Origin of the sequence: Bacteroides sp. CACC 737 (assembly GCF_013874375.1) — a bacterium.
Classification (GTDB): domain Bacteria; phylum Bacteroidota; class Bacteroidia; order Bacteroidales; family Bacteroidaceae; genus Bacteroides; species Bacteroides uniformis.
In genome coordinates, this window is sequence record NZ_CP059408.1 from 70,058 (window position 1) to 83,680 (window position 13,623).

General features: G+C 46.1%; 17 protein-coding genes. 7 read left to right on the forward strand and 10 right to left on the reverse strand.

The window, feature by feature from the left end; all coding sequences use genetic code 11:
• Positions 1-7: 7 nt before the first annotated feature.
• Together H1A11_RS00430 and H1A11_RS00435 are read left to right on the forward strand one after the other, a co-directional pair.
• Entirely contained in the window at positions 8-736 is a 729-nt protein-coding gene (locus tag H1A11_RS00430) for a zinc ribbon domain-containing protein (RefSeq protein ID WP_138345840.1), read from the forward strand.
• A gap of 34 nt (positions 737-770) precedes the next feature.
• A complete protein-coding gene (locus H1A11_RS00435; RefSeq protein WP_117599279.1) occupies positions 771-1,187 on the forward strand; it encodes a zinc ribbon domain-containing protein in 417 nt (138 codons plus the stop codon).
• A 188-nt stretch (positions 1,188-1,375) separates the two neighbouring features.
• Here H1A11_RS00435 and H1A11_RS00440 read toward each other — a convergent pair whose 3' ends face one another.
• The 5 genes from H1A11_RS00440 to H1A11_RS00460 all read right to left on the reverse strand — a co-directional run bounded on the left by H1A11_RS00440 (position 1,376) and on the right by H1A11_RS00460 (position 5,273).
• Complete coding sequence (locus tag H1A11_RS00440; protein ID WP_117599280.1) at positions 1,376-1,555, reverse strand: hypothetical protein; 180 nt, start codon at positions 1,553-1,555, stop codon at positions 1,376-1,378.
• 391 nt (positions 1,556-1,946) lie between these two features.
• Positions 1,947-2,720, reverse strand: coding sequence for a biotin--[acetyl-CoA-carboxylase] ligase (locus H1A11_RS00445; RefSeq protein ID WP_181757586.1), 774 nt, complete (start codon positions 2,718-2,720; stop codon positions 1,947-1,949).
• Positions 2,704-3,060: an MmcQ/YjbR family DNA-binding protein gene (locus tag H1A11_RS00450; protein ID WP_025834268.1), complete on the reverse strand. Its 357-nt coding sequence runs from the start codon at positions 3,058-3,060 to the stop codon at positions 2,704-2,706. Before H1A11_RS00450 ends, H1A11_RS00445 begins: the two co-directional genes overlap by 17 nt.
• A gap of 75 nt (positions 3,061-3,135) precedes the next feature.
• Positions 3,136-3,501, reverse strand: a complete 366-nt coding sequence (locus H1A11_RS00455) for a YraN family protein (protein WP_117599281.1) — start codon at positions 3,499-3,501, stop codon at positions 3,136-3,138.
• The gene (locus H1A11_RS00460) at positions 3,501-5,273 is read right to left on the reverse strand and encodes a S41 family peptidase (RefSeq protein ID WP_138345842.1); all 1,773 of its coding nucleotides are present in this window, start codon (positions 5,271-5,273) and stop codon (positions 3,501-3,503) included. Before H1A11_RS00460 ends, H1A11_RS00455 begins: the two co-directional genes overlap by 1 nt.
• 180 nt (positions 5,274-5,453) lie before the next feature.
• On the opposite strand from H1A11_RS00460, the gene H1A11_RS00465 reads away from it, so the two are divergent.
• Entirely contained in the window at positions 5,454-5,687 is a 234-nt protein-coding gene (locus H1A11_RS00465; protein ID WP_005824205.1) for a hypothetical protein, read from the forward strand.
• A 40-nt stretch (positions 5,688-5,727) separates the two neighbouring features.
• Entirely contained in the window at positions 5,728-6,162 is a 435-nt protein-coding gene (locus H1A11_RS00470; RefSeq protein ID WP_117599445.1) for a nucleoside deaminase, read from the forward strand.
• A gap of 24 nt (positions 6,163-6,186) precedes the next feature.
• Here H1A11_RS00470 and H1A11_RS00475 read toward each other — a convergent pair whose 3' ends face one another.
• From H1A11_RS00475 to H1A11_RS00485, 3 genes are all read right to left on the reverse strand, one after another.
• Positions 6,187-6,486: a DUF4834 family protein gene (locus H1A11_RS00475; RefSeq protein ID WP_016274162.1), complete on the reverse strand. Its 300-nt coding sequence runs from the start codon at positions 6,484-6,486 to the stop codon at positions 6,187-6,189.
• A gap of 67 nt (positions 6,487-6,553) precedes the next feature.
• Positions 6,554-7,261: a CDP-diacylglycerol--serine O-phosphatidyltransferase gene (gene pssA / locus H1A11_RS00480; protein ID WP_117599282.1), complete on the reverse strand. Its 708-nt coding sequence runs from the start codon at positions 7,259-7,261 to the stop codon at positions 6,554-6,556.
• Positions 7,262-7,274: 13 nt separating this feature from the next.
• The gene (locus tag H1A11_RS00485; protein WP_005835112.1) at positions 7,275-7,961 is read right to left on the reverse strand and encodes a phosphatidylserine decarboxylase family protein; all 687 of its coding nucleotides are present in this window, start codon (positions 7,959-7,961) and stop codon (positions 7,275-7,277) included.
• Positions 7,962-8,131: 170 nt separating this feature from the next.
• On the opposite strand from H1A11_RS00485, the gene dnaE reads away from it, so the two are divergent.
• The 3 genes from dnaE (at position 8,132) to H1A11_RS00500 (ending at position 12,861) form a co-directional block, all read left to right on the forward strand.
• Positions 8,132-11,929, forward strand: coding sequence for a DNA polymerase III subunit alpha (gene dnaE / locus H1A11_RS00490; protein WP_057089757.1), 3,798 nt, complete (start codon positions 8,132-8,134; stop codon positions 11,927-11,929).
• A 166-nt stretch (positions 11,930-12,095) separates the two neighbouring features.
• Positions 12,096-12,410, forward strand: a complete 315-nt coding sequence (trxA, locus tag H1A11_RS00495; RefSeq protein WP_005824191.1) for a thioredoxin — start codon at positions 12,096-12,098, stop codon at positions 12,408-12,410.
• A gap of 118 nt (positions 12,411-12,528) precedes the next feature.
• Positions 12,529-12,861, forward strand: coding sequence for a hypothetical protein (locus tag H1A11_RS00500; protein WP_005824189.1), 333 nt, complete (start codon positions 12,529-12,531; stop codon positions 12,859-12,861).
• Positions 12,862-12,922: 61 nt separating this feature from the next.
• Here the strand turns inward: H1A11_RS00500 and H1A11_RS00505 are convergent, their stop codons facing one another.
• Together H1A11_RS00505 and tsaE are read right to left on the reverse strand one after the other, a co-directional pair.
• Entirely contained in the window at positions 12,923-13,138 is a 216-nt protein-coding gene (locus H1A11_RS00505; RefSeq protein ID WP_181757587.1) for an immunity 17 family protein, read from the reverse strand.
• Between the two features lie 49 nt (positions 13,139-13,187).
• On the reverse strand, positions 13,188-13,613 hold the full coding sequence (gene tsaE / locus H1A11_RS00510; protein WP_016274159.1) for a tRNA (adenosine(37)-N6)-threonylcarbamoyltransferase complex ATPase subunit type 1 TsaE: 426 nt from the start codon (positions 13,611-13,613) through the stop codon (positions 13,188-13,190).
• Between the last annotated feature and the right edge of the window lie 10 nt (positions 13,614-13,623).

The window sequence follows — 13,623 nt, forward strand, 5'->3', positions numbered from 1 at the left end:
ACTATTTATGAGTACGAAAATGAAATTCAAGTGTACTTCATGCCAACACATATTTGAACATGATGCTTATCAAAAGGAATGTTTCTGTCCGAAGTGTGGTAACATCAGTGAACGTTGTGCAGAAGAGGAACAGTTTATTGTTTGTAGTGAATGTGGAACTGAAATCCCTAACGGTGTAACATCGTGCCCCACATGCGGGTGCCCCATATCTGCCACGAAAAATCGCCATTGCCATGAATGTGGTGCTGAGCTGGCTGATTCCGTATACGTTTGTCCGCAATGCGGATGTCCCGTTGTACCAGCTACGCCGATTGCCGCTTCATCTATCCCTCCGGTATCCATTACACAGACAGCATCTCCTATAGAGGTTGAAGAGCAGGAACTTTCCCTTCCCCCAAGGAGTAGGGCTTTATATTGGTTTATTGGTGGTATTGTATTGGTGCTGTTAGTAAGTTTCGGTATATTTTATTATACGACCGATTATTTTAAGGATAAGACCAACACATTGAAATCTGTCGTAGGTACTTCGCGGCAAGTAGTGATTGATGGTGTCAACCTACGTTTACGGTATGCACCATCGTCGGATGCAGAAACATACAAGTGGGCTGACGGAACCAACCGTCACCCGGAGAAAGGTGAACGGTTTCCTTATTTAGGAGAAGTAGGAGACTTTTATAAGGTTGATTATAAGGGACTTGTACTGTATGTTTCCAAACAACATACTCACCTAGAATAGTTTTTTATTTATTAACGCTAATATATTTTGTATTATGGCACTCATTTTTTGTTCCCATTGTGGAAAGCAGGTTTCGGACAAAGCTACCACCTGCCCTCATTGTAATGCAGTCCTGCAAGCAGGACAACCTCAGGTTCAACCTCAAACAGCCCAGCAGCCGTTCCAGCAGAACACAAATGCTACGCAACAGTCGGTTTACGTAAATGTTCCAGGTAAGCAATCCAATGGTATCGGCACTACTGGGCTGGTATTCGCCATTCTTGGAATCTTTCTTGGGTGGATACCTATTCTTGGGTGGATTATCTGGTTCCTCGGTGCGCTTTTTAGTTTCATCGGCTTATTCAAAAGTCCGCGCGGCTGCGCCATTGCAGGTTTCATTATCTCATTTATATGGGTGATTGTCGCTGTGTTCGTCGTTGGGTCTATTGGAGCCTTTTCACTCTTTAGTTAATGGTTGTTATACATAGAAGGTTCTATCGTTTAAGAATTTTAGATACCAATTAAGTGATGCTGGCAAAAAGAACAAATTCACTTTTTGCCAGCATATTTTGTTACTTTTGTAATCAAAACAAAAGAAAGTAGAGCTAAAGAAATTTCATAATTTTCATTCTCACATTTCCGGTGTCCCTTTTTCTCCGGTCACTTTCTGATAAAGTCGTCTTCGGATGGAAGAAATGCTTTCCGGCTTGGGTGCATCAACCGTGCGATGTCTGTTTGGCGGAATTGGAGCTTGATAAGCATACATACGTGCAGTTCGTTTTCGTTGGGATTGTGCAGTGAATGCAGCTTTTCAAAGAAGTTGGGGCAGACAGGAGACATCAGTTCTTTCAGTATTTCCCATTCTTCAGGGGTGATGTATGCCTCGCCACGAGCGAAGTTTGCCCGTTCTTATAGTTTCTGCTATATATTGGAACCAAGCAGATACTCTTGGCCCTCCTGCTCCTGCTCGTTTTCTATCGCTTTTTGTTGCAAGATGTGGTTGAGCAACTCTAAGTTGTCGCTTTCAGCCGGTTGTTCTCTTTTTCACGCAGTTGATAGTTGTAGAGGGAAGTGCATCCGGTGGATGGTTTCCGTCTGTGTCGCTTGTTCGATGGTGAGTTCCAAAAGTTTGCGATAGGCAACTTGTTTGGCATAGATGGTTCCTCCCTTGTGACGTGATAGCGTGACAGATGAATTTCAAAATAAACTTTGTGATAGGGATGAATCTCCTTTACAGAATGTATTGCACTTCCTTGAACAGATATTCCCGTTCACTTCCTCCTTCATCCTCCAGCACGAACCGTCCGTCTTGCTCTACACGCAGCAACCGGGCAAGGAACTTGCCGTTGGCATCTTCATAAGGGTGCAATCCCCGGCGACGGAAAAGGAAGCGGGCATACCGTGTGGATATCTCGTCGGAGTAGACGGCGAAGTCCTCCATTTGGAGGCTGTTGTAGTAGATTTGTACACGTCTCAGGATATGGGCAAGGATTTCATAACGGTCGTGCTCCTTTCCGGTGATTTGTTTCAGTGAGACGGGGTTGGGAGCATCACTGTTGAAGACTTCCTGGTTGATGTTGATGCCGATTCCGGCAATGCTGCGCCTGATATGATGTCCGGAAAGGTCGTTCTCTATCAGTATACCGCAGATTTTCTTGTCTTTCCAATAAATGTCGTTCGGCCATTTGATGGTGATTTCATCAGACCATCTGCTCAGTTCTTCCTTAATGGCGAGGGAAACGATTTGTGAAAGGATGAACTGTCGGCGGGCTTCCAGAAAAGAAGGGTAGAGTACAAAGCTGAAAAGCAGGTTCTTGCCTTCTTCAGCTTCCCAGGTGTTGCCGCGCTGGCCTTTACCGGCGGTTTGGAACTCGGCAGTCACGGTTGTTAGTTCGGCAACGGATTCTTGCAACTGGTTGCAAAGCTGGCTGAGGTATTGGTTGGTCGATGCCGTTTCGTCCAATGCTACCAGCGGGAACGGGAATGTGTCAGGGCAGGGCTTCATATTCGGTACGCATTTTTTTGGTGAACTTCTTCAATACTTCTTCCATAGAGTGGTCTATCAGTTGCTTCAACAGTTTGTCGTCGACGTCACCGTCAAGGAACACCTGGTTCCAGTACTTTTTGTTGAAGTGATAGGCACCTTCGATGGCAGCATAGTGCTCCCGCAGTTCGAGTGCATATTCGGGGTCGCATTTCAGACAAATCTTGTTGGCGCTTTCCAGGTCGATAAGTGCAAACATTTTATCCATGACTTTCATCACGAGCGAGTATTCGTCGAACGGAAGGCATTCCGTGACGGCCTTTTTGCTGAGGCAATATTCGCGGGCGGTTTCTATGTCCATGATGGTATTTACGGTTTACAATTTATAATCTACGATTTACGATTGAAATAACTCTCACTTATCAATTGTCAATTATCAAAATATGGGTGGATAGAAGGCATCCTTCATGTGCTCTATCCTGAATGCTCCCGGTTCGCCTACAGCAGTTATGATGTCGAAGCGGACGGGTGCATCCAAACAGAAGTGCTTGATATAGGCATCGGCCGCTACGACAATACGTCGTATTTTCTGCCAGTTCACGGCATTCTGCGGCTCGATGTAGTCCGTATTGCTACGGGTTTTCACTTCCACAATAATCAGTTCCTTATCTTTGTCGGCTACAATATCCAGCTCAAGGTGATTCTTCCGCCAGTTACGGTCACGTATGGTGTAACCGTTCTGTTCCAAATATTTGGCAGCGGCGTCTTCACCGGCTTTTCCAAGAATATTGTGTATTGCCATTATTCCGGCAACTTAATCATGCCTTCATGTCCTCGTCGGTAGATGGCAGGGACCTTCAAGGCTTTGCCTCTCATCAGGGGTTCTGCACTGCGTGTTGTGGGTGCCGGAGCCTGACCGGTGATTTCCTGGATGGCACGGGCATATAGGAACTCTTTATCCGAACCATAGTCTCTGTATATGTAATATCCGTCTCCTCTGCCGTAAGGGTCGTTTTCATCTATTTCGATGTCAGGTGTGAACCCATTTTCATAATCTCCAACTCCTTTGGCATTATAGCTTTGGAAGGTGATGGGAACCACTTCGTAGACGTTATTTCTTATGGTATATTCTACTGGTTCCATACCTACATTTTTACCGGTAGTTCTTTTACCTATAAGTGTTACTTCTACATCTATTCCCTTTAGAGAATTGATGACAAGTTCACTGGCTGATGCTGTTCCGTTACCTACGATACAATAGACGTGCTGAAGGTTTAAGGCACCTGCTGATAGAGACGTAGCCAGATTCTCATAGTTGGAATATGCAAACAATTCTTCCTCACGTTTATCATTGCGTTTTTTCATTCTTTCTTTATTATATCTCAGGCTTGTGAACACTTTGCCTTCAGATTTTGCGCCGGCTATACAAGTTGCTATTAGGTTGGCTGATATAACGTGGCCACCTCCATTGTAACGTAAATCCAAAATTAGGTCCGTGATATTCTGACTTTTGAATTCTTTGAATACATCGAATAATTCTTGGTCAAATCCGGCCTCAAATCCAGAATAAACAAGATAGCCAATTCTGTGCCCTGGGGTTTCTTCTTCTTCTGTCACTTTACTGAAAAGAATAGGATTGCAGTACATGGCTTCGGAAGATATGTCTTTTTCTTGGGTTCCTCCCTCTGTCTTTTCCTCTGTAATTTTCAGGCTGAAAGCCGAAGCTGGTATCAGTAAATCTAGGTAATGTTGCCAATAATTACTCATGGTTAACTTCTCTCCGTTTATTTGCATGATTGAGGAACCTCGTTTAATACCTGCCCGTGCTGCCGGTGAATTGGGGTAAACACCTTGTACAAAGAAGTAGATAGTGTAATTATCTTCGCTTCCAATTGCTCGAACGTCTGCTCCGGTAATGCCGAAACTGTAAGTTTGTTCTTTTTTTACCCATTGAGTGGAACGGGTTGAACCGATGGGATTTTTTTTCTGTATGTATGAAAAGAGAGTATATTTTCCATCCGCAGTGGCCTTTTTATCCAAAGTATTAGTAGTCATACTTCCCAATGCATCATAGAAGAAGTCTTCATAGCCTTTGTTATGGTCAAGATTCAATGTTTTGTATTCATCGTTCCAGAGATACATTTCTCTCAGATATTCATCAACTTTTGCGTTAATCTCCATATCTTCAGTGGTTTGGGGAGCACTGGTCCCTTTTTGTGTAACTTCAAAACTTGCAGGAGAATAGCCGTCTATATTAATGGAGATTCTGGCTGTCCGGTCGGTGGTGGAACTTGTACTTACAGATAATTTCAAGGTACTTTGTCCTTTTGTGCCCGAGGTCGTATTCAGTTTGCACCAATCCGCTCCAGAGGTGACGGAAGCTACCCATTTAGCTGCAGCATTGAAGCTTACAGACAAGTCATTATCCTGGCTGATCTCCAGGGATTTTCCCTCTGTCCAACTTTGATTGGTTATGCCGGTATTAAGCTTATTATCGTCATCGTCACTACATGAGATAAAACTTATACTGAACAACGCGAGTAGAAAGAAGCTGAGATAATTTACATGTTTCATACCTTTTAAATTTAGAACTCTCCAAAAATACGTTTTTAATTATTAAATTAAAATGTTTTTAAGAAATTCTTTAAGTTTATCGGTCAAAAAAATATTTCAGTGCCATTTAAGCGTTTCTGATATAAAAATTACGTAGGTTCGTTTTGTTTTTACAGAAGTAAAAGTAATTTTGCAGGAAATATGAGAAAGAGAGATAAAACGTGTGCGAAAGCAACGCCCGAAGAACCGAAGCGCGAGCAGCGCATGGTATGCCTGATGAGCGAGGAAGAGCAGCGGATTGTGGATCGTTATCTGGAGAAATACAAGATAACGAACAAGTCGCGTTGGCTGCGGGAGACTATTCTCATGTTTATCCATAAGAATATGGAAGAGGATTATCCTACTTTGTTCGGTGAGCACGACATGAGGAGATGAGCATTAAAAATTAGAAATTAACAATTAAAAGGGGATGGCGTTGGACGATAGCTATTATATGAAGCAGGCACTTCAGGAAGCGCAGAAGGCAGGTGAACGGGGAGAAGTTCCTGTAGGTGCGGTTGTGGTTTGCAAGGACCGTATCATAGCTCGTGCCCATAATCTGACGGAGACCTTGACAGATGTCACCGCCCATGCCGAGATGCAAGCCATTACCGCTGCCGCTGCATCCCTTGGCGGCAAATATCTGAATGAATGTACTCTCTATGTCACAGTGGAACCCTGCGTGATGTGTGCCGGTGCCATTGCCTGGGCGCAGATGGGACGTCTGGTGTTTGGTGCTGAAGATGAGAAAAGAGGGTATCAGCGCTATGCCTCGCAGGCATTGCATCCCAAAACACAAGTGGTAAAAGGAATTCTGGCAGATGAATGTGCCGCCCTGATGAAAGAGTTCTTTGCCGCCAAGCGCAAATAATCTCTAATCCTTTATCCCTAATCCCTACTCTTTGATTTCTTCAAAATCCACATACTCTCCCTCGTCTTTGGAGAACAGTTTCTTGTGGCGGGGGCGTATTTCACCTTCTTCAGCTTGTACCTCTTCAGACGATTGTCTATTATCATTGTAGGAGTACCCTCCCGGCTGGTAGTTACCATTTCCTTTTTGGTAGGGACCGGAGTTGGAGGAAGTACGGCGTCCGCCCAATCCGAATATGTTCCGGATGACAGTACCGATAATGCTGAGGCCAATGAGCAGAATGGCAATTATGATGATGAATAAAAATCCTAAAATATGAAACATGGGCTAATGTCTTTTTATGTGTTCGTTTTCTGCGAACTTCAATACAACAACCGTGCCAAAGATTTGTTTATTTACTTTTCCTTGTAATAAGCGAAAGTAGTATATACCACACGATAATTGCAGCAAAGCTGCAGATTCCCAAGAAGATGAGGAACGGAATGCAGACAAGCAGGAAAATGAAGCTTGTTTTATTGTCTTTCCATGACAGATTCTTGAATTTGAGTGAGAACATTGGAATCTCCGATACAAGTAGCCATGAGAAAAGGCAGACCAGCAGCAACAGATAAACCGGATGGAAGCTGCCGCTCACCAGCCAGTCGTGAGCGCCCGTCACCAATGAAGCCCAGAACAAGGCGTTTGCCGGGACGGGAAGTCCTACGAAAGAGCTCGTCTGGCGGGTATCGTTGTTGAACTTGGCAAGCCGCAGTGCAGAGAATACGGACAAAAGAAATGCGAGATAGGGGAAAACACCGGCCAAGCTTTCCATTGCGCCCGAATAGTCCATTTCCTTGAACAAGGAAAATACAATCAGGGAAGGGGCCACTCCGAAACTGACATCATCTGCCAGAGAATCCAAATCCTTGCCGATAATGGAGTGTGCGTCCAGTGCACGTGCCATCATGCCGTCGAAGAAATCGAATACGGCACTGAAAATAATGAAAGCGAGTGCCCATTCATATCTGGCTTCGAATGCCATGACACAAGCAATACACCCGGAGAATAGGTTCAGGCAGGTCAGAGTATTTGGAATATGGCGGGTAATGCAGTTTGCCATTGTTGTTCTTTTATTATTTAAGTTTGGCTATCACTGTCTGATTGCCAGTAGTCAGTTGTCCTAGTTTAACGAATACTTCGGTGCCCAACGGCAGAAAGACATCCACGCGGGAGCCGAATTTGATGAAACCCATATGTTCGTCAATATAGCATTCCTCGCCTGGTTCGGCATAGGTCACGATGCGGCGCGCCATGGCTCCGGCTATCTGTCGTGCCATAATCTCCACGCCTTCCGGGGTTTCTATTACTACGGTGGAACGCTCGTTGTCGGTGCTGGCTTTGGGCAGCCAGGCTTTCATGAACTTTCCGTTTTGGTGCCACACCTTCTTTACCGTACCGTCTACCGGATACCAGTTGGCGTGTACATTAACCAGACTCATGAATATAGATACCATGATACGGCGGTCGTGGAAGTATTCGTTTTCCTCCACTTCTTCCACCACTACGATTTTACCGTCGGCAGGAGCTACCACGACTTTCTCCGTTTCTTGTCCGAACAAACGGATGGGGCAGCGGAAGAAGTTCACGAGTATGCCATATACTATGAGGCTGATGACCGCTACTACGTAAAAAGGAACTTTGCATTCCAATCCGAAGTAAAGGGCAGTGTTGACAGCCAGAATCAGAACCAGGCTGCCTGCCAATGTATGTGTTCCTTCACGGTGTATGCGTATCTTTTTTAATCTTTTTAATCGACCCATGTATATCGTATTTGCTAATTTAGATAGAAATTATCTGCAAAAATAGGCTTATTTTGAAAATCTAACAAGGATTTGGAGAGAGAAATGTGTATGTTGATAACTTTTTGGGAAATATTTTTGTTAGCTGTGATAGAGGTTGTAATTTTAGGCTCTGAATAGAAAGGATATATATGCAAGATTTTGTTCATTTACATGTCCATACCCAATACTCTCTTCTGGATGGCCAGGCAAGTGTCAGCAGGTTGGTTGATAAGGCCATGAAGGATGGTATGAAAGGCATTGCCGTGACCGACCATGGAAATATGTTCGGTATCAAGGAGTTCACCAACTATGTCAACAAGAAGAACAGCGGGCCAAAGGGGGAGATAAAGGACCTCAAGAAAAGGATTGCCGGTATTGAAAGCGGTGAGATAGAGTGTGAAGACAAGGAAGCGGAGATTGCCGATTGTCGTGCCAAGATGGCAGAAGCGGAAAGCAAGCTGTTCAAGCCGATTGTAGGCTGTGAAATGTATGTGGCCCGCCGAACCATGGATAAGAAGGAGGGGAAGCCGGACCAGAGTGGCTATCACCTGATTGTGCTGGCAAAGAATGAGAAGGGGTATCACAATCTGATAAAACTTGTATCGCATGCCTGGACAAGGGGATACTATATGCGTCCGCGTACAGACCGCAGTGAACTGGAAAAGTACCATGAGGGGCTGATTGTCTGCTCGGCTTGTATCGGTGGCGAGGTTCCTAAGAAGATTATCAATGACCAGCTGGAAGAGGCAGAAGAAGCTGTACGCTGGTATAAGAATCTGTTTGGCGATGATTACTATCTGGAGCTTCAGCGCCATAAAGCCACTGTTCCCCGTGCCAACCACGAAGCCTATCCGCTTCAGCAGAAGGCGAATGCCAAGTTGCTGGAGCTTGCCCGGAAATATGACATTAAGGTTATCTGCTCCAATGACGTCCACTTTGTGGATGAAGAGAATGCAGAAGCGCACGACCGCCTGATTTGTCTGAGCACGGGTAAAGATCTGGATGACCCTACCCGAATGCTTTATACCAAGCAGGAATGGATGAAGACAAAGGCTGAGATGAACGCCTTGTTTGAGGATGTTCCCGAAGCCTTGTCCAATACCTTGGAGATTTTGGACAAGGTGGAATATTATTCCATCGACCATGCTCCTATTATGCCTACGTTTGCTATTCCGGAAGATTTTGGAACGGAAGAGGGCTATCGGCAGAAATATACCGAAAAGGACTTATTTGATGAGTTTACCCAGGATGAAAACGGCAAGGTGGTGCTGGATGAGGATGCCGCCAATGCCAAGATAAAGCGTCTGGGGGGCTACGACAAGCTGTACCGTATCAAGCTGGAAGCCGACTATCTGGCAAAATTGGCATTCGACGGTGCCAAGAAACTGTACGGTGATCCCTTGTCCGACGAGGTGAAGGAACGTCTGGTCTTTGAGCTGTACATCATGAAGACGATGGGTTTCCCGGGATACTTCTTGATTGTGCAGGACTTTATCAATGCCGCCCGCACACAGCTGGGCGTTTCGGTAGGACCGGGACGTGGTTCGGCTGCCGGCTCGGCGGTGGCCTATTGCTTGGGCATCACGAAAATAGACCCGATTCAATACGACCTTCTGTTCGAGCGTTTCCTGAATCCCGACCGTATCTCTTTGCCTGATATCGATGTGGACTTCGATGATGACGGACGTGGAGAAGTGCTCCGCTGGGTGACGGAGAAATACGGGCAAGAGAAGGTGGCGCACATCATTACATACGGCACAATGGCGACCAAGATGGCCATCAAGGACGTGGCGCGCGTACAGAAACTGCCTTTGAGCGAATCGGACCGTCTGTGCAAGCTCGTGCCGGATAAGATTCCCGACAAGAAACTCAACCTGCCGAATGCTATCGCGTACGTACCCGAATTGCAGGCTGCGGAAGCTTCACCCGATCCCCTGGTGCGCGATACGATGAAATACGCCAAGATGCTGGAAGGTAATGTGCGCGGTACGGGTGTGCATGCCTGCGGTACTATTATTTGTCGTGACGACATCACGGATTGGGTACCCGTCAGCACGGCGGATGATAAGGAGACGGGCGAGAAGATGCTCGTTACCCAATACGAAGGTTCCGTCATCGAAGATACGGGACTTATCAAGATGGACTTCCTCGGACTGAAAACCTTGTCCATCATTAAGGAAGCCGTTGCCAATGTACGTCTGCACCGCGGCTTGGAACTCGACATCGACAAGATATCCATTTCTGACCCTGCTACCTATAAACTCTATTGCGACGGCCGCACCATCGGTACGTTCCAGTTTGAATCGGCCGGTATGCAGAAGTATCTGCGCGAGTTGCAACCTAGCACTTTCGAGGATTTGATTGCCATGAATGCCCTCTACCGTCCGGGTCCTATGGATTATATCCCCGACTTCATCGACCGTAAGTGGGGACGCAAGCCCATCGAGTATGACATCCCCATCATGGAGAAGTATCTGAAGGATACCTACGGCATTACGGTCTACCAGGAGCAGGTCATGCTTCTGTCGCGTTTGCTGGCGGACTTCACCCGTGGTGAGTCCGATGCCTTGCGTAAGGCGATGGGTAAGAAACTGCGTGACAAGCTGGACCACATGAAGCCGAAATTCATTTCGGGTGGACAAAAGAACGGCCACGACCCGAAAGTGCTTGAGAAAATCTGGGCCGACTGGGAAAAGTTTGCATCCTATGCCTTCAACAAGTCACATGCCACTTGCTATTCGTGGGTGGCCTATCAGACGGCTTTCCTCAAGGCCAACTATCCGGCCGAATACATGGCGGCGGTCATGAGCCGAAGTTTGGCGAATATTACCGATATAACCAAACTGATGGACGAATGCAAGGCAATGGGCATCAATACATTGGGGCCGGATGTGAATGAAAGTAACCTGAAGTTCACCGTGAACAAGGAAGGCAATATCCGTTTTGGTCTTGGCGCGGTGAAAGGGGTAGGCGAGGGTGCTGTGCAGAGCATCATGGAGGAACGCGAGAAGAATGGTCCTTTCAAGGGTATATTTGATTTTGTGCAGCGTGTCAATCTGACAGCCTGCAACAAGAAGAATCTGGAATGTCTTGCTTTGGCGGGCGGGTTCGACAGCTTCCCGGAGCTGAAGCGAGAGCAGTATTTTGCCGTAAATTCCAAGAACGAGGTCTTCCTCGAAACCTTGGTGCGGTATGGTAACCGTTACCAGGCCGACCAGGCTGCGGCTGCAAACTCCTTGTTCGGCGGTGAGAATGTGGTGGATATCGCCACTCCGGAAATACCGGTAGCGGAACGTTGGAGCGACCTCGACCGTTTGAACCGGGAGCGCGATTTGGTAGGTATCTATCTGTCCGCACACCCGTTGGATGAGTATTCCGTAGTTCTGGAGCATGTTTGCAACACTCACATGGCAGAGCTGGAAGATAAGACGGCACTTGTGGGACGCGAAATAACAATGGGTGGCATCGTGACCGCCGTGCGTCGCGGTATCAGTAAAAATGGAAATCCTTACGGCATAGCCAAGATTGAAGACTATTCCGGTTCGGCAGAGCTTCCTTTCTTCGGAAATGATTGGGTGACCTATCAGGGGTATCTGGGTGAACGTACCTTCTTGTTCATCAAAGCCCGTTGCCAGCCCAAGCAATGGCGGCAGGATGAGTTGGAGCTGAAGATAACCTCCATGGAACTGTTGCCTGACGTCAAGGAGAAACTGATTGAGAAGATAACCATTCTCATTCCGCTGAGTGTGCTGAACAAGGCTTTGATAACTGAACTGGCAGAACTGACCAAGGAACGTCCGGGCAGTACGGAGCTTTATTTCAAAGTCAGAGATGAGGATAGCAAGATGACGGTCGATTTGATTTCCCGTCCCGTGAAGCTTTCCGTGGGGCGTGAACTGATTACTTATTTAAAAGAGCGTCCAGACCTTGAGTTCAGGATTAATTAGTTATCTTTGTTGGAAAACGAAGATAGGCTGCACCTCGGCATAAAAAATGAACAAGTTCATTTTGTTTTGCATTCGGTTTGCACTATCTTTGCTTCGAAAGCGAAGGTTGATAAAACGCAATTGACAGTAAATTAATAATTATAGTTGACATTTAATATTAAAAGAAATGGCTTTAGAAATTACAGACAGCAATTTTCAAGAAATCCTGGCAGAGGGAAAGCCGGTCGTTATGGATTTCTGGGCACCTTGGTGCGGCCCTTGTAAGATGGTGGGACCAATCATCGATGAATTGGCTACTGAATATGAAGGAAAGGTGATTATTGGCAAATGTGACGTGGATGAGAACGGTGATGTGGCTGCCGAATATGGCATACGCAACATCCCTACAGTCTTGTTCTTCAAGAATGGAGAGCTGGTGGACAAGCAGGTAGGTTCTGCTCCGAAATCTGCTTACGTGGCCAAGATAGAAGCGATATTATAAGGTACTATTTGACGATTTACTATTTACGATTTACCCTTTTGGCATCATGGCGCCGCCAAATAGTAAATAGTAAATCGTCAAATAGTCAATAACATTAACCCTTTAAGCAATAGTAAGTATGGGAATGGAAGACGATTTTTTGCAGAATGATGTCGATGATGAAAAGACCATCGAGTACATCAAGAATTATTTGCCGCAGGAGTTGAAAGAGAAGTTCTCTGACGACGAGTTCTATTATTTTCTCGATTTGATTGACGAGTACTATTCCGAGAGCGGCATCCTTGATGCACAGCCGGATGCGGATGGGTACATCGAGATTGATTTGGGGAAAATCGTGGACTATATTGTCAAGGAAGCCCATAAGGATGAGATGGGTGACTATGATCCGGAAGAAATCCTTTTCATCGTACAAGGTGAGATGGAATATACGGAATCTTTGGACGAAGAATAGTCTGTATCAAAAGTATAGGAAAATCGCGGATGGGCATGGCTTCATCCGCGATTTTTTGTTTTTATGTGACCGGTGGCGTATTCAGAAAAAAGAAGATGGACGTGCCGATGAGAATGACACCCAATACACCGTAGAACAGGCGGGCTTGTCGCCGCCCTTTTTGTACGATAAACTGGGTGTTTCGGGCAGTAAAGAACCAGTTCCAGTCCAATATGGCTGCCAGCAAGGCGATGATGCCTGCGACGGCGAAAATCCCTTGAACGATGTATTGGCTCATCAGAAATAAGAATTAAGAATTAAAAATTAAAGCGGGGGAAAAGCATGCCTTATTCAAAGCTCTCTAACGTGACTTCCCGCTCTCCGTTCTCCACTTCTTCGATGGTGACCTTGATGGTGTTGCCCGGCAAGAGTTCCTCTACCAGCTCCGGCCATTCTATGAAGCAGAGGGCGCCGCTGTAGAAGTAATCTTCGTAACCCATGTCATACACTTCTTCCAGTTTCTTGATGCGGTAGAAGTCGAAATGGTAAATCAGTTCGCCGGCAGTGTCGGAACGGTATTCGTTGACAATGGCGAAGGTAGGGGAGGTGATGACGTCGGAAACGCCCAACTCCTCGCAAACGGCTTTGATGAAAGTTGTCTTGCCCGCCCCCATTTTTCCGTAAAGAGCGAAGACGGTATTATCACCCATTTCAGCGATGAACTGGCGGGCGGCTTCGTGAATCTGGTCTAATGACTGAATTTTGATTTCCATTGTGTCTTTT

Bases quoted from the DNA above. Each gene is read 5' to 3' on its own strand.
- H1A11_RS00430 (WP_138345840.1), top strand. From the start codon at position 8: ATGAGTACGAAAATGAAATTCAAGTGTACTTCATGCCAACACATATTT.
- H1A11_RS00460 (WP_138345842.1), bottom strand. From the start codon at position 5,273: ATGAAACATGTAAATTATCTCAGCTTCTTTCTACTCGCGTTGTTCAGT.
- H1A11_RS00445 (WP_181757586.1), bottom strand. From the start codon at position 2,720: ATGAAGCCCTGCCCTGACACATTCCCGTTCCCGCTGGTAGCATTGGAC.
- H1A11_RS00485 (WP_005835112.1), bottom strand. From the start codon at position 7,961: ATGGGTCGATTAAAAAGATTAAAAAAGATACGCATACACCGTGAAGGA.
- pssA (WP_117599282.1), bottom strand. From the start codon at position 7,261: ATGGCAAACTGCATTACCCGCCATATTCCAAATACTCTGACCTGCCTG.
- H1A11_RS00455 (WP_117599281.1), bottom strand. From the start codon at position 3,501: ATGGCAATACACAATATTCTTGGAAAAGCCGGTGAAGACGCCGCTGCC.
- trxA (WP_005824191.1), top strand. From the start codon at position 12,096: ATGGCTTTAGAAATTACAGACAGCAATTTTCAAGAAATCCTGGCAGAG.
- H1A11_RS00435 (WP_117599279.1), top strand. From the start codon at position 771: ATGGCACTCATTTTTTGTTCCCATTGTGGAAAGCAGGTTTCGGACAAA.
- dnaE (WP_057089757.1), top strand. From the start codon at position 8,132: ATGCAAGATTTTGTTCATTTACATGTCCATACCCAATACTCTCTTCTG.
- tsaE (WP_016274159.1), bottom strand. From the start codon at position 13,613: ATGGAAATCAAAATTCAGTCATTAGACCAGATTCACGAAGCCGCCCGC.
- H1A11_RS00465 (WP_005824205.1), top strand. From the start codon at position 5,454: ATGAGAAAGAGAGATAAAACGTGTGCGAAAGCAACGCCCGAAGAACCG.
- H1A11_RS00475 (WP_016274162.1), bottom strand. From the start codon at position 6,486: ATGTTTCATATTTTAGGATTTTTATTCATCATCATAATTGCCATTCTG.
- H1A11_RS00450 (WP_025834268.1), bottom strand. From the start codon at position 3,060: ATGGACATAGAAACCGCCCGCGAATATTGCCTCAGCAAAAAGGCCGTC.
- H1A11_RS00500 (WP_005824189.1), top strand. From the start codon at position 12,529: ATGGGAATGGAAGACGATTTTTTGCAGAATGATGTCGATGATGAAAAG.
- H1A11_RS00505 (WP_181757587.1), bottom strand. From the start codon at position 13,138: ATGAGCCAATACATCGTTCAAGGGATTTTCGCCGTCGCAGGCATCATC.
- H1A11_RS00440 (WP_117599280.1), bottom strand. From the start codon at position 1,555: ATGTCTCCTGTCTGCCCCAACTTCTTTGAAAAGCTGCATTCACTGCAC.